The sequence below is a fragment of the Fulvimarina fulva genome, from assembly GCF_039652615.1.
Taxonomy (GTDB): Bacteria; Pseudomonadota; Alphaproteobacteria; order Rhizobiales; family Rhizobiaceae; genus Fulvimarina.
The window spans coordinates 318,952-336,218 of record NZ_JBDJAC010000001.1; the positions used below are offsets into that span (position 1 = coordinate 318,952).

Annotated in this window: 15 protein-coding genes; 11 read left to right on the plus strand and 4 right to left on the minus strand. The window is 61.7% G+C overall.

Annotated elements, in window-relative coordinates; all coding sequences use genetic code 11:
- The first annotated feature begins 31 nt into the window (after window positions 1-31).
- On the plus strand, window positions 32-1,438 hold the full coding sequence (gene hydA / locus ABDX79_RS01460; RefSeq protein WP_346218477.1) for a dihydropyrimidinase: 1,407 nt from the start codon (window positions 32-34) through the stop codon (window positions 1,436-1,438).
- 91 nt (window positions 1,439-1,529) lie between these two features.
- Here the strand turns inward: hydA and ABDX79_RS01465 are convergent, their stop codons facing one another.
- Window positions 1,530-3,074 (minus strand): gamma-glutamyltransferase family protein, encoded by a 1,545-nt coding sequence (locus ABDX79_RS01465; RefSeq protein WP_346218877.1) that lies wholly within the window; start codon window positions 3,072-3,074, stop codon window positions 1,530-1,532.
- Window positions 3,075-3,203: 129 nt separating this feature from the next.
- On the opposite strand from ABDX79_RS01465, the gene ABDX79_RS01470 reads away from it, so the two are divergent.
- The gene (locus tag ABDX79_RS01470) at window positions 3,204-3,908 is read left to right on the plus strand and encodes a GntR family transcriptional regulator (RefSeq protein ID WP_346218478.1); all 705 of its coding nucleotides are present in this window, start codon (window positions 3,204-3,206) and stop codon (window positions 3,906-3,908) included.
- On the opposite strand, the gene ABDX79_RS01475 is transcribed toward ABDX79_RS01470, so the two are convergent.
- On the minus strand, window positions 3,905-4,327 hold the full coding sequence (locus ABDX79_RS01475; protein WP_346218479.1) for a nuclear transport factor 2 family protein: 423 nt from the start codon (window positions 4,325-4,327) through the stop codon (window positions 3,905-3,907). The genes ABDX79_RS01470 and ABDX79_RS01475 overlap by 4 nt on opposite strands.
- 232 nt (window positions 4,328-4,559) lie before the next feature.
- Between ABDX79_RS01475 and ABDX79_RS01480 the strand changes: the two genes are divergently transcribed.
- The 8 genes from ABDX79_RS01480 (at window position 4,560) to ABDX79_RS01515 (ending at window position 15,586) form a co-directional block, all read left to right on the plus strand.
- Window positions 4,560-5,744, plus strand: a complete 1,185-nt coding sequence (locus tag ABDX79_RS01480; RefSeq protein ID WP_463671092.1) for an ABC transporter substrate-binding protein — start codon at window positions 4,560-4,562, stop codon at window positions 5,742-5,744.
- Window positions 5,745-5,815: 71 nt separating this feature from the next.
- Window positions 5,816-6,691 carry a branched-chain amino acid ABC transporter permease gene (locus ABDX79_RS01485; protein ID WP_346218481.1) on the plus strand — a complete coding sequence of 292 codons (876 nt, stop codon included), beginning with the start codon at window positions 5,816-5,818 and terminating at the stop codon, window positions 6,689-6,691.
- Window positions 6,692-6,695: 4 nt separating this feature from the next.
- Window positions 6,696-9,221, plus strand: a complete 2,526-nt coding sequence (locus ABDX79_RS01490) for a branched-chain amino acid ABC transporter ATP-binding protein/permease (RefSeq protein ID WP_463671093.1) — start codon at window positions 6,696-6,698, stop codon at window positions 9,219-9,221.
- Window positions 9,221-10,441 carry an amidohydrolase family protein gene (locus ABDX79_RS01495; protein WP_346218482.1) on the plus strand — a complete coding sequence of 407 codons (1,221 nt, stop codon included), beginning with the start codon at window positions 9,221-9,223 and terminating at the stop codon, window positions 10,439-10,441. The genes ABDX79_RS01490 and ABDX79_RS01495 overlap by 1 nt, the downstream gene beginning before the upstream one ends.
- A gap of 1,539 nt (window positions 10,442-11,980) precedes the next feature.
- A complete protein-coding gene (locus ABDX79_RS01500) occupies window positions 11,981-12,646 on the plus strand; it encodes an SOS response-associated peptidase (protein WP_346218483.1) in 666 nt (221 codons plus the stop codon).
- Between the two features lie 499 nt (window positions 12,647-13,145).
- On the plus strand, window positions 13,146-14,801 hold the full coding sequence (locus ABDX79_RS01505) for a methyl-accepting chemotaxis protein (RefSeq protein WP_346218484.1): 1,656 nt from the start codon (window positions 13,146-13,148) through the stop codon (window positions 14,799-14,801).
- A gap of 390 nt (window positions 14,802-15,191) precedes the next feature.
- Window positions 15,192-15,326, plus strand: a complete 135-nt coding sequence (locus tag ABDX79_RS01510; protein ID WP_346218485.1) for a hypothetical protein — start codon at window positions 15,192-15,194, stop codon at window positions 15,324-15,326.
- A gap of 29 nt (window positions 15,327-15,355) precedes the next feature.
- The gene (locus ABDX79_RS01515) at window positions 15,356-15,586 is read left to right on the plus strand and encodes a hypothetical protein (protein ID WP_346218486.1); all 231 of its coding nucleotides are present in this window, start codon (window positions 15,356-15,358) and stop codon (window positions 15,584-15,586) included.
- Between the two features lie 107 nt (window positions 15,587-15,693).
- On the opposite strand, the gene ABDX79_RS01520 is transcribed toward ABDX79_RS01515, so the two are convergent.
- Entirely contained in the window at window positions 15,694-15,936 is a 243-nt protein-coding gene (locus tag ABDX79_RS01520; protein ID WP_346218487.1) for a hypothetical protein, read from the minus strand.
- A gap of 41 nt (window positions 15,937-15,977) precedes the next feature.
- On the opposite strand from ABDX79_RS01520, the gene ABDX79_RS01525 reads away from it, so the two are divergent.
- Window positions 15,978-16,304 carry a hypothetical protein gene (locus ABDX79_RS01525; protein WP_346218488.1) on the plus strand — a complete coding sequence of 109 codons (327 nt, stop codon included), beginning with the start codon at window positions 15,978-15,980 and terminating at the stop codon, window positions 16,302-16,304.
- A gap of 87 nt (window positions 16,305-16,391) precedes the next feature.
- Here ABDX79_RS01525 and fghA read toward each other — a convergent pair whose 3' ends face one another.
- Window positions 16,392-17,228 carry an S-formylglutathione hydrolase gene (gene fghA / locus ABDX79_RS01530; RefSeq protein WP_346218489.1) on the minus strand — a complete coding sequence of 279 codons (837 nt, stop codon included), beginning with the start codon at window positions 17,226-17,228 and terminating at the stop codon, window positions 16,392-16,394.
- Between the last annotated feature and the right edge of the window lie 39 nt (window positions 17,229-17,267).

Genomic DNA, 17,267 nt, shown 5'->3' on the forward strand with positions numbered 1-17,267 from the left:
CTCTTCTCCTTTCGCACCGAAAAAAACGCTCATGGTCTTCGATCTCATCGTCCGAAATGGCACCATCGCCACGGCTTCCGACGTCTATCTCGCGGATATCGCGGTGAAAGATGGTGTCATCGTCCAGATCGGGCGCGATCTCGGCGAAGCGAAGGCGGAGATCGACGCGTCCGGTCAATATGTCCTTCCCGGAGGCATCGATAGCCACGTGCATATCGCGCAGCCGTCAGGCGACGGCATCGTCATGGCCGACGATTTCGAGAGCGGCACGCGTTCCGCGCTGTTCGGCGGCAACACGACCATCCTGCCGTTCTGTCTGCAGGAAAAAGGGCAAAGTCTTCGCGAGGCGCTGAAGCACTACCACGGGCTGGCGGAAGGCAATTGCTATACCGACGTCTCCTTTCACCTGATCATTTCCGATCCGACGCCCTCGGTGCTCGGGCAGGAACTTCCGGCCCTGGTCGAGGATGGTTACACCTCCTTCAAGGTGTTCATGACTTACGAGGCGCTCCGCCTGAGCGATGCCGAGATCCTCGACACGATGGACGTCGCCCGGCGCACCGGCGCGCTGGTCATGGTCCACTGCGAGAATGAGGATGCCATCCGCTATCTGATCGGTCGGCACGAAGCAGACGGCGAGCTCGCGCCGAAATCCCACGCCTCGACCCGTCCGATCGCGGTGGAACGTGAGGCGACCCATCGCGCCGTTTCGCTTGCCGAGGTTGCCGACGTGCCGCTTGTCATCGTTCACGTCTCGAACGGCGAGGCCATGGAGGAGATCGAGCGGGCGCGGCGGCGGGGCCGCAAGGTGATCGGCGAGACCTGTCCCCAGTATCTGATGCTGACCGCAGACGATCTCGACGGCATGGACTGGGAGGGCGCCAAATTCGTCTGTTCGCCGCCGCCGCGCGACAAGGAGAGCCAGGAGGCCTGTTGGGATGGCATCGAACGGGGTGTCTTCGATCTCTTTTCGTCCGATCACTGCCCGTTCCGCTACGACGATCCGGAGGGCAAGCTCAATCCGAAGGGTCGCGAGAACTTCCGTCATATCCCGAACGGTATTCCGGGCGTCGAACTGAGGCTACCGATCCTGTTCTCAGAAGGTGTGGTGAAGGGCCGGATCGATCTGTCCCGTTTCGTCGCTCTGACCGCGACCAATCAGGCGAAGACCTACGGCCTCTATCCGCGGAAAGGGACGATCGCGATCGGCTCCGACGCCGATCTCACGATCTGGGATCCGAAAAAGGTGCGCACGGTTCGCCATGCCGAGATGCATGATGGCGCAGACTATACGCCCTATGAGGGGCTCGAACTGACCGGCTGGCCGGTCACGACCATCCTCCGCGGCAAGGTGATGATCCACGATGGGGAGATGCGCGGTTCTAGGGGCGACGGGACCTACCGCAGCCGCGGCCGCTCACATCTGGCGGCGCGCTGAGCGAAAGCTGTTTGACGCAGCCCGCGAGCGTAGTCTCGGGCATCGCGGACAGGTCCAGGCTTTTTCATCAGATCACGCCGTGGGAATGACCTCAGACCGTCAGAGCGATTCCGTCGCTGCGCGGATCGTGGGCGCCTCTCAAGCTTCCGTCCGGTGCGATCCTAATGACGCCGGCTTGGCCGAACAGCGGATTTTGCGCCTCGGTTACCACGAGATCGTGGCCGCGACGTTGGAGATCGTTCAGAACCGTGTCGCCAAAATCGGCTTCGATCTTCAGGCTGTCGGCCTGGTTCGAAAACGTCTTGCCGAGGAGGAAGCGCGGGCCGCGAAGAGCTTCGGCGGGTGACATTCCGAAGGCGAGGAGACGGGTGAGAAGAAGAGCCAGCGTCTGCGGCTGGCCGTCCGCCCCTTGCGTGCCGTATAGGAGGCAAGGTCGGCCGCCCTCCATGGAGAGGCCAGGATTGAGCGTGTGGAACGGCCGCTTGCCGGGCGCGACGGCGTTCGGATGGTTGGGATCGGACGAAAAGGCGGCACCGCGATTGTGCCAGATGATCCCCGTATCGCCGACGACCACGCCGCTGCCCCAGTCGAAATAAGTGCTTTGGAGCATGCTGACGCATCGGCCTTTTGCGTCGACTGCCCCGATATAGACCGTGTCGCCTTGCTTGCGAGGATACGGCCAGGGCAGGGCGCGGTCCCGGTCGATCGCAGCGGCCATCGTGTCGAGTGTCGGAGCGGAGAGGAGGGTCTCCAGACCGGCTTCGCCGATCGGCTGATCGGCGATCTTGCCGCGATGTAGAAATGCCTGCTTGATCGCTTCGATGACGAGATGGATGTGGTCGGCGCCGCTTTCCTTCAAACCCTCGAGTTCGATGCGATCGAGGATGCCCATGGTCGCAAGCGTTGCAAGCCCCTGCGAGGGCGGCGGCGGCGCGTAGAGATCGATGTCCCGGTACCGCACCGTGATCGGCGTGGAAAATTCGCTGCGGGTTGCCGCCAAATCGGCCGCGGTGAGGGGCGAGCCTGCCCGGGTGAGCCCTTCAGCGATGCGTTTAGCAAGCCGGCCTTCGTAGAAGCTGCGCGTCCCATCCTCGGCGATCGCGCTCAGAGTGTCCGCGAGCGCCGGCTGACGGAAATGCCAGCCTACCTCCGGCACGGCCCCGCCGTCCAGAAACGACGCCGAGAATCCGGGCCATTCGGCAAGCTCGGATCGGCGCATATCGAGCCAGAAACGCTGCGACGGGCTCATCGCGAAACCTTCACGCGCATAACCGATTGCGGGGACGAGCAGATCCGTCAGCGCATGGGTGCCGTCCCAGTGCTCGTTCGAATGAGAAAGGGCGCGCCCCCAGGAATCGACGAGGCCCGCGCTGGTCAGCGTCGATCCGGCGCCGCGAACGCTTGGTGCGAAGCCAGGCCGTGCGGAGGCGGCCGCTTGTCCGATGCCGAGAAGGGAGGTCGGCTCGCCGGCTTCTCCGGCGATCATCCAGACGGCATCTCCGCCGAGCCCGCAAAAGTGCGGATAGACCACCGTCAGGACGGCCGCCGCGGCGACGACGGCCTCGATGGCGTTGCCGCCGGCCTTCAGAACATTCGCGCCGGCTTCGCTGGCAAGCCGGCTTGGGGTCGTGATCATCGCTGTCATGGCATACTTTCAAAAAGCGTGTATGGCCGGACCGTCCCCAACAAGATCGGCCACTGGTACGGGCTCCGCAAACCGGCTAGGGACGTCGCAGTCAGGGTCCAACTCGTAGCGTTCAAAGCCGTGCCCAAGTCGAACAAGCACCGAACGGAACAGATCTGCAGCGCGCTCCGCGCGGCAATCCTGGAGCGGGCCCTGTTACCCGGCATGAAACTGCCCGAGGATTCGCTCGGCGAGCGTTTCGGGGCGAGCCGAACGCTGGTCCGGCAGGCGCTGGAACGGCTCGCGGCAGAGGGGCTCGTCGAGCTGCGCCGCAACCGGGGCGCAGCCGTCGCCGCGCCGAGTCTCGAAGAAGCGCGCGATCTCTTCGAACTCCGCGCCCAGATCGAGGATCTGGTCATCCAGCGTCTCGGCGAGACCCTTACCGAGGACGACAGGGCGGCTCTCAACGCGCATATCGACAGGGAGGTCGCGGCCGAGCAGGGCGCCGAGCCCGTTTCCATCCGGCTCGCGACCGAGTTCCACATCTTGCTCGCCCAGATGACGAAGAGCCCCGTCCTGATCCGCTATGTCGAGGAGGTCGCCTATCGCTGCGGACTGACCCTTGCGATGTTTGCCCGTCCCCATTCCTCCGATTGCGGGATTCAGGAGCACCGCGCGATCATGGACGGGCTGATGTCCGGTGATCTCGAAAAGGCACGCTCCGCCATGCGCGGCCACATCGCGGCCGTCGCAGACCGCGCGCTCATCAAGGCGGACGAGACCAGCCCGTTCGTCTATCTCGACGTCCTCGAACCCTATGCGAAGCTCGTGCGGCAGGATCGCTAGGCCTCGATGCCGCGTGCGGTGAGAATTCGCTCGGCGCTGTCGTTCCAGACATCCATCTTGGCGATCTTGCCGTTTTCGACGACGAAGCGATCGACATAGCGATTGCCCTCGAAGGCCGTTCCGTCCGGCCACTCGCCGTAGAGTGTGCCGACGCTGTAGACGATCGTTCCTTCCGCACCCTCGGCGACGTCGAACTGCTCCATCCGCTTCTTCACCCAGTTGTAGCGGCGCCCGTTGAAGGCGGCGGGGCCGGAGGGATGATCGAAGACGCGCCCGCCGGTGAAGGTGATGACGACATCGGGCGCCATAAAGGTCGCCGCACGCTCTGGGTCGGGCACCATGGAGGCTTCCAGATAGTCACGCACGATTTCGGCTTCGGGCGGAAGGGTGCGTTCTTCGAGCTTGGAAGCTGAGGACATGGCGGAGTGTTCCTGTGGCGTGTACGGATGGTTGCAAGCATAAGCAGCGTCTCCAAAAATTGCATGCACTTTTATTGCGCAATCATTGCATCGCATTTGAGCGCAACCCGCCACGAATGTGAGTAGGAGCGTTGTGTCGAACCGGCAAAAGCCCGGAAGAGCGCAAATCGCGCAACCTGGCACGATGCTTGCTGAGTTGAGATCGTGACCAGCCTTCCCCGCTTCCAAGGAGATGCGCATGCCCCCCTTTCGCACCATCATGAAGACCACTCGCAGGGCGGTGCTTGCCGGTGTCGCCGGCCTCGCCATCGCCAGTATTGCGCCCGCACAGGCGCAGGAGACGATCAAGATCGGCCTCGTCGCAGCGCTCAGCGGGCAATCGGCGAAATCTGGCGAAGCGATCACACGCGGGCTGACCCTCGCCATCGACAAGATCAATGCTGACGGGGGCGTGCTCGGCAGCCAGCTCGAACTGATCAGCCGCGACGACGAGAGCAATCCGGGCAAAGGCCTCGTCGCGGCGCGCGAACTCATCCAGCGCGAGGGCGTCGCGGCTCTGATCGGCGGTCTCGACACGCCGGTGTCCCTCGCGATCGTGCCCTTCGTCAACGAGGTGAAGACGCCCTTCGTCGGGCCTTGGGCCGCTGGCACGCCGATCACCCAGAACGGCGCCGAAGAGAACTACGTCTTCCGTGTCTCTGCGGTGGACGAATATGTCGACGAGGCGATCACCGAATATCTGATCGACACATATGGCGCGTCGAAGCCGGGGATGATCCTCATCAACAATCCTTGGGGCGAGTCCAACGAAAAGGGCCTCCTGAAGGCACTCGAAGCCCGGGGCATGGAGCATGCCGGGATCGAAAAGTTCGAGAGCAACGATGTCGATGTCGTTCCGCAGCTGACCCGGCTGCGCGAGGCGGGTGCGGATTCCCTTTTCCTCGTCGCCAATGTCGGACCCTCGGCGCAGGTCGTGAAGTCGCTCGACCGGATGGGCTGGGAGGTGCCGATCTCCTCCCATTGGGGCCCGGCTGGCGGCCGCTTCACCGAACTTGCCGGCCCTACCGGCGAGAGGGTGCACTTTATCCAGACCTTCCTTTTCCCGGACACAGAGCATCCGCTCTTCGTCGAGCTTCAGGAGAAGTTTCCGGAAATCGAGACGCTCGCGGACGTGACGCCTGCGACCGGGATCGCCAACGCCTACGACGCCATGCTGCTACTCGCCGCCGCCATCGAAAAGGCCGGCTCGACCGAAGGACCTGCCATTCGCGAGGCGATGTACGAGATCGGCGAGGTCGAGGGCGTGATCAAGACCTACAACGACCCGTTTTCGCCAGACAATCAGGATGCGCTCGGGCCAGACGATTACACCTTCGCCCACTTCGTCGAGGGCGAGATCATTCCGATCGAGAAGTAATCGCACAAGACCCAAGCCCGCGATCGCCGATCGCGGGCATCCTCGCCTGATCGAACGGGAGCCGGCCCACCATGACCCTCTTCGTCGCAGCCCTCATCACAGGGATCGGGCTCGGCTCGATGTACGGCCTCATCGCGCTCGGCTTCCAAGTCACCTATTCGGTCTCCTCGACCGTGAACTTCGCGCAGGGCAGCGTGGTCATGCTGGGCGCCGTCCTCGGCTACGTCTTCAGCCAGCGCTACGGCTTGCCGGTCGTCATTGCCTATCCGCTCGCCATTCTCGGATGTGGGCTCTTCGGCATTCTCGTCGAGATGCTGCTCGTTCGCCCCTTCGTTCTCCGCGGCTCGGAGGCTTGGCTGATGGCGACTGTCGCCGGCGGCATCTTCCTCGATAACGCCGTCCTCTTCACCTTCGGCAACGAACCGCGCAGCCTGCCCTCCGCTCTTACCCAGACCAGCTGGAGCGTTTTTGGCACCGGCATCTATCCCCAGCAGGTTCTGATCCCGCTTGCGGCCATCGGCGTCGCCGTCTTCCTGCACGTTCTCTTCCGCTACACGCGCAAGGGCAGGGCGCTTCTCGCTGTCGTTCAGAACGTCGTCGCCGCGAAGCTCATGGGTATCAACACGACCGTCATGGTTTCGGGGGCATTCGCCATCTCGTCGATGCTGGCTGCGGTCGCAGGCCTTCTCATCGCACCGCTCTTTTCGGTGCATTCGGACATGGGCACACTGTTCGGCCTTAAAGCTTTCGCCGTCGCAATCCTCGGGGGCATGACCTCGGCCTCCGGCGTTATGCTGGCGGGGCTGATCTACGGTCTCGTGGAGGCCTTCGTGACGACCTATCTCGGTTCCTCCTACACCTATATCGCCGTCTTCGCCCTTGTCATTGTCGCCCTAACGATCAAGCCGGCGGGCCTTTTCGGCCGGTCCAGCATGCAGAAGGTCTGATCGGTTGACCCGTGCCCGGCAGTCCCTTCTCCTCGACCTGACGATCCTCGCTGGTACGATCGGCGCGGTCGCTCTTCTGCTCATGTCGAGCGGCTATACGCACTTCATCATCGGTCTCGTCGCCATCTCGACGATCCTGTGTGCGGGGCTCAACGTCCTTTACGGTCTTACCGGGCTCGTCTCGCTCGGCCAGGTCGGCTTTCTCGCGATCGGCGCCTATACGGTCGCGATTCTTGGGCTTGAGGGCGTCAGCTTCTGGCTCGCCCTGCCGGCGGGCGCCCTGATCGCCGCAATCTTCGGCGCGCTGCTCGCCGTCTCCGCGGTGCGGATGGCGGGCCCCTTTCTCGCCATGGTGACGATCGCCTTCGCCTTCATCATCGAACACTCCGCCATCGAATGGCGTGGGCTGACGGGCGGGCAGAACGGGCTGATGGGCTTTCCGATGCCACAGGTCGGTTCTTACGTCTTTTCCGAACGCGACCTCATCGTGCTGGCGATTCTCGTCGCCGGCCTGTCGCTCTACGGCCTGCGACGGCTTCTCGACAGCACATGGGGCTATGCGATGATCGGGCTGAAGGATGCCGAGATTGCGGCGCAGTCGCTCGGCTACCGGCCCTTCATCGTCAAGGGGATCGCCTTTTCGGTCGCGGCGGCGATGGCGGGCCTTGCAGGCGGATTCTTCGCGCCGCTGATGATGTTCATAGCGCCGTCGAACTTTCCTTTTTCGCAGTCAATTCTCTACCTTTTCGCGGTCATTCTCGGCGGCGCGGGCACTGTTCTTGGGCCGCTTGCCGGAGCGCTCGTCACAGTCGTTCTGCCGGAGCTTCTGTCGGGTCTTGCCGAATATCGGCTGCTCTTCTTCGGCGCCTTGCTGGTCGCGGTGCTGCTCGTCGCGCCTCGCGGCATCGTCGGGACAATCGGCAAGCTCATGCCGGCTACGCGCTCGACCGTCAAAGCGACCTCGCTCAGTGATGTCGAAGCCTGGGTCGCCGATCACGGCAAGCGAGGAACCCTCGATATCGCTGATATCGCGATCTCCTTTGGCGGGGTTCAGGCCGTCGACGGCGTCTCTCTCGAGGCGAAGTCCGGCGAGGTCACCTCGATCATCGGTCCGAACGGCGCGGGCAAGACGACGGTCCTCAACATCGCCTCGGGCTTCTATGCTCCCGATCGTGGCGCGATCCGGATCGGCGAGACGGAACTCTCTGGGAAAAGCGCCGATTTTGCCGCCCGGCACGGCGTGACGCGAACCTATCAGACGACGCGTCTCTTCGAGACGATGAGCGTCCTCGACAACGTGGTCGCGGCGCTTCCGAACGGGGCGATCGGCGGTCCCTTCTTGCCGCTCGCGACACGCGAAAACCAGTCCCGGGCCGCGGGGCTGTTGCGCTATTGCGGGTTCGATGGCGACCTCGACAAGCGAGCCGGCGATCTGCCCCATGTCGACCGCAGGCTGGTCGAGATCGCTCGTTCGCTCGCGACCCGGCCTGGCATCGTCCTCCTCGACGAGCCAGCCGCCGGCCTCATGAAGTCCGACAAGCAGGTGCTGTCGGTTCTCCTGCGCAAGCTTGCCGATGCCGGCCTCGCCATCGTCCTCGTCGAGCACGATATGGATCTCGTGATGGGCCTTTCGGACCGGATCCTGGCGATGGATTCCGGCAGGCCGATCGCGTTCGGAACCCCCGATGCCGTGCGCAACAATCCGGATGTGATCGCCGCCTATCTCGGGTCTGGCACGTCCTCGGCCCCGCCGCGCGGCGAGCCGCTCCAGACCACCGAAACGCCGCTGCTCTCGACGCTCGACCTCACAGCCGGCTACGGCGCCGCGCCGGTCCTGAAGAAAGTGTCGATGCGGGTGCGGCCGGGAGAGATGGTCGCTCTCCTTGGCGCGAACGGTGCCGGGAAGTCGACGTTTCTATCCGCGGTTTCGGGGCTCCTTCGGCCCGTCGATGGCCGGATCATCCTCGAAGACCAGCCGATCCACGAACAGGCGCCGCACGAGATCGTGGAGGCCGGGCTGGTGCTCGTTCCTGAAGGCCGGCAGGTTTTTCCGGCGCTCACCGTCCGCGAGAATATCGAGCTAGGCGCCTACAAAAGGACCGGCGTTGACTTCGTTTCGGAGATCGATCGCCTGATAGCCCGGTTCCCGCGCCTTCGAGACCGGATCGATGCGCCGGCGGGGCTCCTCTCCGGCGGCGAGCAGCAGATGATGGCGATCGCGCGCGGCCTGATGGGGCGGCCGCGCGTCCTCCTCCTCGACGAGCCCTCGTTGGGCCTTGCCCCGGCCATGGTGGACGAACTCTATACGGTTCTCTCCGAGTTGCGCGACGACGGCGTCACGATCCTGCTCGTCGATCAGATGGCGACGCTGGCGCTGGCCGTCGCCGACTACGGCTATGTTCTGGAACAGGGCGAGATCGTCGCCCAAGGCCCTGCGGAGAAGTTGCGCAACGACGAGAGCCTCATCGAATCCTATCTGGGCGAGTCGGGCGCGGCACCCGCGGGTGCACCCGCTATCGAAGCCGTCTGATGTCTGCCTGGGTTCTCCGCGACGCTTTGCTTCCCGGCCGTGAAGGGCTCGTCGATATCCTCGTCGATGGGGCGAACATCGGCGCGATCGGGTCGCGGCTCGAAACCTCCGCCCCGAGCCTCGATGCGGCCGGGATGCTGGTCTCCTGCGGGTTTGCCGACAGTCACATCCATCTCGACAAGGCCTGCATCAACGACCGCTGCCACAACGAGGCGGGGACGCTCGCCGGCGCGATCGCATCGGTGGCTGAGGCCAAGAAAGGGTTCGACGCCGAGGACATCTACCGGCGTGGGCGGCGGGTCATCGAAAAGGCGATCGTTCAGGGCACCAACCTGATGCGCACCCATGTCGAGATCGATCCGCAGATCGGGCTGACGGGGTTCGAGGTCGTCCGGCAGCTGAAGCGTGATTTTGGTTGGGCGATCGACATCGATGCCTGCGTCTTTCCGCAGGAAGGCCTGATCAACAATCCGGGCACGGAGAAGCTGCTCCGCCGCTCGCTGGCCGAAGGCGCCGATCTCCTTGGCGGCTGCCCCTATATGGATACCGATCCCGCCGAACACATCGCGCGCCTGTTCGCCCTCGCACGGGAATTTGACGTCGATCTCGACTTTCACCTCGACTTCGATCTCGATCCGAGCTGGCGTCACCTCGACTTGGTGGCGGAAGAGACAATCGCCAATGGGTGGCAGGGCCGCGTGACTGTGGGCCACGTCACGAAGCTCTCGGCCCTCGACCCCCGGCAATTCGAGGAAACGGCGGTGCTTCTTGCGGATGCGGGGATCGCGGTGACCGTGCTGCCGGCGACCGATCTCTTTCTGACGGGCCGCGAACACGACCGCCTCGTTCCGCGCGGCATTGCGCCGGCAGACCGGCTGGCACGGCAGGGCGTTGCCTGCACCATCGCGACGAACAACGTCCTCAACCCGTTCACGCCCTATGGCGACTGTTCGCTGACGCGCATGGCCAACCTCTTCGCCAATGTGGCGCAGATCGGCGCGCCTTCCGAGCTCGAAGCCTGCTTTATGATGATCTCCGATGGACCGCGCCGCCTCATGGGCCGCCCGACCCGACTTGGAGTCGGCGGGCCAGCGACCTTCATCCTCCTGCCGAGCCGGAGCGGCTCTGATTGCATCGCGGAGATCGCTCAACCGGTTCTCGGCATCAAGGATGGCTGCAAGAGCTTCGAACGCCCGCAGCCTGTCCTCTTTCGGCGATAAGTATTTTGGGCGATCGTACATTGGTCATCTAGGAGGACCAGACGATCGTACCTGTGCATGACTGCCTCCGCGAATGCATCCTCGACTCTGATTTGCCCTATTTGAAAGCCCTCCAACGGTCCGCACCGCCTATGGAGACGTGCGATCCGCCGCTGAAACTTCGTGAAGATGAGCCCCTATCCAAACTTGACGACAGGCTGAAGCGTGAGCGAATACCGAAGAATGTTCCTACGATTGTTACGCAGATAGGAAAGGCGCCTGACCTAGGCTCAAAGAAATCAATGACTTGATAGGAAGACAGGTGAGAGTCCCTCTACCGCTACCAACCATTTTTCCAATTAAAATAAGCGTTTATCAGAGATCTTGGCTGCGCTCTTTGAGCCGCGCTGTGCTGGAAATACGCTAGCACAGCCCCGGCACAGCGGTCGAAGAAGCTCTTTGTTATCAAGGCTTGTGGTACCTTGGCTCGGGTGCCCTAGCACAGTCTTGGCGCAGCGCAGGTGTGGCGCGGCGCGAAACTTCGCACGGATCGGCGTGATACTTCGCACAGATTTTCTGCCTGCCCGTTAGAATCGCCGGGATTTTTAGAAGAGTATCAGCGGCCATAGGCCCGCCTGAAAAGCGTGGCCAGTTGCGGGCATATCGCGCACCGATCGCGCCACGCTCGGCACCGCTGCGAGGCCACCGTCGAGCCGGCGGGACCAAGGTTCCCGTCAGTGTGCGAAGCGACACTTAAGGACGGGAGGGAGAGACCCATTTCGGCGCGAGCCGCCGCCGTCAGCCCACGCATGGCCCGCACCACAGGGTCGGGCCGAATGGAAGACGCGATCGTCTCGCCGAATTTAAGGCGATGGATGTCCGACAGCGGCCCGACCTTGCCGGCGACGAGGGCAGGTGATCGCGCAGCTGCTGGGCGAGGTTTCGCATTTCCTGAACCGCCGCCTGGGCTCTGGGCGCATGACTGCGGCGAGCGTGTCCATCATCGAGACGCCCTTGTCGAAAAGGTTGAGGGTCAGCCCACGAACGGCCGCGCGGACATCCCCACCAGTCATACGAAAAGCTTCATCGACTTCGTCCTCGATCGGGTCGGTGATGGGTTCGCGATCCTGCGATGTCTGTCCCCATTGGCTCTCTCATCATCGATTCGTCTGGCTGAATGATGCCGTTGGCGAAGCGCCAAAGAAAACAATTTGTTCCCTATCCGTTCTCATGCAGAATGCCGGCATGGTTCGGACGATTCGAGATTTTGGTGAAGGGTTGCGGCGCGGGCTTGGCATCCGCATCCACTGCGGATGCGGCAAGCGCGTCGTGTATCGATGTTCCGACTTTCGAGATGTGGTTCAGCCGGCTGCTGACATCGAAGCGCTTCCGTTTCGATGCTCTTGGTGCGGGGCTAAGCCGAGCTACGTCCGGTACACGGCTTTCGACGGCATGGACCGGGAAAGCTTGAGCCAGTGGAGACCCATGAAGAAACGCTTTTAGAAGCGCTGGCTTTCGCGCCATATATTCGCGGACGACGGCTGAACGCGAAGCGGGACCATGTGCAATCTCTATTCGATCACCAAGGGCCAAGCTGCTATTCGCGAGTTTGCCAAAGCAGTGAGCGACACCACGGGTAATCTTCCATCGATGCCAGCGGTGTTCCCGGATACCTCGGCTCCGATCGTTCGGAACGGCGATGGCGGTGGTCGGGAGCTGGTACTTGCACGCTGGGGAATGCCATCGCCGAAGTTCGTCACGAAAGACCGGAAGACCGATCCGGGTGTCCCAAACATTCGGAACACGAAAAGCGCTCACTGGCGCCGCTGGCTCGGCGTGGAACATCGCTGTCTCGTGCCGTTAACGTCGTTCTCGGAATACGAGACGACGGAGGACGGCAAGAAGTCTCCGGTCTGGTTCGCGGCGAATGATGACCGGCCGTTGATGGCGTTCGCGGGATTGTGGACGAATTGGACGAGTGTTCGGAAGGTCAAGGAAGGCGAGATCAACGCGGACCTTTTCGGGTTTCTCACCACAGAGGCGAACGCCATCGTGAAACCCGTCCATCCCAAAGCCATGCCGGTGATCCTGCGTTCGGAAAAGGAGATGGACGTCTGGCTGAATGCGGATTGGTCCGAAGCCGCCGAGCTTCAACGACCGTTGCCGGATGACGCCCTGACGATCGTTGCGCGAGGCTCAAGGCACGACGGCAGCGACGAAACATAAGCATTGCTCTTTTTGTGAATCGGCCAGACACAACAAAGCCGCCAGGAGTTTCCTCCGGCGGCTCATCGTGCCCGTTAAGGGCGATGCGGCTCCTCAGATCTGTTCGCCAGTACATCCGTGGTCGACTGATCGAGAAGCCGTAGCGAGCAAACCCGAGGGCAATCTCGCTGTATGACATTGAAATGGTGAGCCGATCCGCGTTTTGCAAGGGTTACCTGATCGTTCAGGCCTTTGCCGCTGGTCGTCACAGTTGTTTCGGAGATTCGCTCTCCACCTATCGTGGAGCGATTACATTTTCAGTGTAGAATGTTTCTCTCGGTTGTATTTCACTGAAAGTTTAGCGAATGATAGATTACTTGACCCAGCTCTTTCAGCCTTCGAAAGGTTTGAGACTTACAAATGTAGTACGAGCGCGCAGACGTTTGGTTCGGAAGGATTTGCTATGGCTTGGGTTTTCGGTTCCGACGCAGATCGGGTTCTCACGTCACTGGACAGGTCAATGGCGACCATTGAGTTCGACCTGCAAGGAAAAATCCTGAGAGCAAACAAAAACTTCTGCGATCTCATGGGATATGCGCCTGACGAGATCGTCGGAGAACACCATTCCCTGTTCGTCGATCCCGATCATGCTGCTTCTCCAGAATATGCAGCGTTTTGGGCGAAACTTCGCCGAGGTGAGTTCGAGTGTGATGAATTCAGGCGTCTAGCAAAGGGTGGGCGCGAAGTTTTCATCCGCGGCAACTATAATCCCATTTTCAACCGAGCGGGAGCGCCGGTGCGAATAGTGAAGTTCGCGAACGACATCACGGCCACAAAGCAAGCCCAGATCGAATCCACAACCAAGATCGACGCCATCAGCAGATCGCAGGCGGTCATTGAATTTACGCCCGATGGCCACATCATCACGGCGAACGCCAATTTTCTATCTACGCTCGGCTACAGGCTCGATGAGATTGTTGGGCGTCATCATTCTCTGTTCGTCGATCCGGCTGAGGTACGTTCTGACGCTTATCGCAAGCTCTGGGCCGACCTGCGTGACGGCAAATTTCAAGGGGGAGAGTTTCGGCGTCTGGCCAAAGGCGAGCGCGAAATCTTCATTCAGGCATCCTATAATCCGGTCATTGCGCCAAACGGCGAAGTCGTGAAGGTCGTCAAGTTCGCAAGCGAATTGACCGCCCGCGTTGCCGCAGTCCGAACTCTTGCCGTGGCGCTGGACCGGCTTGCCCATGGAGACCTAGCAAGCCGAATTACGGAGCCCTTTACTGAAAGCCTCGATCCGATCCGTCAGAACTTCAATGCGGCGCTCGAAACGCTTCAGTCCGCAATGCTGACGGTTCAGAAGAACGCAGCCTCAATCCAGTCTGGTACAGAGCAAATCCGTGCGGCTTCCGACGACTTGTCCCGACGGTCAGAACAGCAAGCCGCCGCGATCGAAGAAACCTCTGCCGCGCTTTCCGAGATGACGAATGGTGTCCGCGATGCAAGCCGTAAGGCCGAGCAAGCCGGCGAGCTTGTGACACGCACCAAACTCGAAGCTGAACAATCCGGTGTCGTGGTGGGCAAGGCTGTCGCGGCCATGGCCGAAATCGAGACGTCATCGAGTAAAATCGGTAATATCATTGGCACGATCGATGAGATTTCTTTTCAGACGAACCTGCTTGCTTTGAACGCGGGGGTTGAGGCAGCCCGGGCTGGTGAGGCGGGACGTGGCTTTGCCGTCGTAGCGCAAGAGGTTCGCGGTTTATCCCAGCGTTCAGCGGAAGCCGCGAAAGAGATCAAGACACTCATCTCGCTTTCGCGCGAACAAGTGGAGGACGGCGTTGAACTCGTTCGACACGCGGGCCAGAGCTTGCAAGGAATTGTCGAGAAAATCATTGAGATCGACCGGCATTTCGGCGCGATCGTCGGTTCCTCACGCAACCAGGCCATCGGCCTCGGAGAAATTGACGTTGCTGTAGGCACACTCGACAAGGGGACGCAGCAGAATGCTGCAATGGTCGAGGAAGCTGCGGCCGCTTGCAACGAGTTATCAAGCGAAGTCTCTGCTTTGAACGCAATGCTTGGAGGTTTCAAACTCGCAGAGGAAAAAACCGAATGGCGACAGTCTCAAGCATTTAGTGGATCGAATTCTGCTCGATTGGATCGTGTCGCCTGAGCCACTACCGGCCAATAGGCAGGTCATTCGGCATTCTGTGCCGCTGCAGCCTTTTCTCAAACGTTCTGAACGCAGCCGAGCGCTTCGCAAGACGAAGGCCGGCTGATGCAGCCCATGGGACGGGATCTGATCCGACCGTCCCGAGTAGACCTTGATCGCTTGTGAAAGATACAGGAAGACCTCGCCCGCCTGGACGAGGTCTTCAATCGTCTGGCCTGACGATTGCGCAAACCGAGGTCAGCGACGAACAGCGCGGCGCGGCTCTCGCACAACTTGCCAGCGTGTTGCGCGTTACGGCCCGGTTCGATGCAATCATCCTCAGTTGGTGCCGCGGAGGGAAAACTCCGAGCATCCTGTTCCCGGCCGCGCGGCCGCGAGGGCGCGTCGGCAATGAACCGCAACGCCAAGCTGGTTTTCGAAGTGCTGGCGTTCCCCATGGTCATGGCGTTCGCCGAGATCCGCATCATCAGCATGGTGGGCGGGTTTGCGGTTCTGTCCGCCGCAGCGGAGGGAGGCTCGCGCTGATCGAGGACAAAGCGAAGGCGATGAGCGCCTTGGTCAAGACCATCGCGAATGCCTCCAGGGAAGAGGCACGGCGCCTCGGTTCGATTTCCGGAGCGATGATGAAACTGGATCGTGTCACGCAGCAGAACGCTGCCATGGTGCATCGGACCAGCACGGCGGCGCAGGAACTGGCGAGCGAAGGCGACAGTCTCACAGAACGGGTCGGCATCTTTACGCTGTCCAAAAACAGCAAACATGCCTCGGTCGCATACCCGGCCTGAAGCACCAAATTGCAGTTCTGGAGCCGCAGTCGGGCAAGTCGTTGCCCGACTGCGGCTCCACCGCGACAAACACATAAAACGGAGGACAAATGACTTGACCGGCAGGTCTATTCTCGTCCGACGAATGGCTCAAGCGCCGCTCGCGCTCCCGACAGCTCAATGAAGCCTTTGGTTTCAAAGGTCCGCGGATATTTGGGCATGAGACCTGATTTCAAAATCGATTGCCGCGCTACATACTTTTGATCTCGCATCGGATTTTCCGAAAAAGGCGGCGACATTTCCGTCTGATGGCGTTGGACGGGGTGCCCGTCATCCATATGAGTGACGCCGATCTGACTGACCTCGTGCATTCGATCTCCTGCAGGGACGATCATCTTCAAGAGGTTTTGTCATGATCAAGACAATTGCAGCCGCCGCTCTTCTCGCGCTGACGGTGCCGGGTAGCGCGCTGGCCTGGGACGGATCCGAGGAGGGAAGCCGCGTGGCGACCACCGCAGCAACCTGCGCGGCCATGCATCTCGGGGTTCGCTCCGACCTGAAAGCGAAGGCTCGGTATGCCTGCATGCAGCGAACAGGTCGCGCCCGCCTTCGCGCGCTCGGCAAGGTCGATTACATCGCACTCAGCTGCACGCGCGAGAAGCAACGATATGTGGTTGGCGGCGGAGTTCAGTCGCGCAAGAGAACCGCGATGGGCCGTCTCAATTACGACTGCCGATAGGGCAGGGTGCTTCGGCAAGTGCCGCCGCCGCTCAAGTCGCAAGGTGACAGGAGCGGCGGGGTGAAACTGCGAGGTTGATAGATCCTTTTAGCCGAGACGCTTTGCGTGCCAACTCAGGTGATCGTCCATGAAGGATGAGATGAAATAATAGCTGTGGTCATAGCCCGGCTGCATGCGCAGCGTGAGGTCGATACCGGCGTCAGTGCAGGCCTTTTCCAGGAGCTGGGGCTTCAATTGCTCGGCGAGGAAATTGTCGGCTTCGCCCTGATCGACAAGAAGCGCGTCGACCCTCGCACCATCCTCGATCAGCGCGACCGCATCATGCTGGCGCCACTTTGCCTTGTCGTCGCCGAGATAGCCGGGAAGCGCCTTGTGGCCCCAGGGGACCTGGCTCGGCGCGACGATCGGCGCGAAGGCGGAGACGGCCTTGTAGCGATCCGGATAGGTCAGCCCGATCGTCAGGGCGCCATGGCCGCCCATGGAATGACCCATGATCGACTGGCGATCAATATCGGCCGGGAAGTTCGCGGCGATCAGCTTGGGCAGCTCTTCGGTGACATAGCTCCACATGCGATAGTGCTTGGCGAAGGGCTCCTCGGTCGCATCGACGTAAAAGCCCGCGCCGAGCCCGAAGTCATAGGCCTTGTCGGCATCGTCGGCGACGTCCTCGCCGCGCGGGGATGTATCGGGGGCGACGAAGATCAGGCCGAGTTCGGCGCAGCGCCGGCGAAACTCGCCCTTTTCGGTGACATTGGCGTGGGTGCAGGTGAGGCCCGACAGATACCAGACCACCGGCAGCTTGGCGCCCTCGGCATGGGGCGGCACGAAGACCGAGAAGGTCATGTCGGTGCTGGTCTCGCTGGAGGCGTGCTTGTAGACGCCCTGGACGCCGCCATGGGCGGTATTGGTGGAAACGGTTTCCATCACTCTTGTCTCCCTCGTGGAAATTTCTTCTCGGGGCAC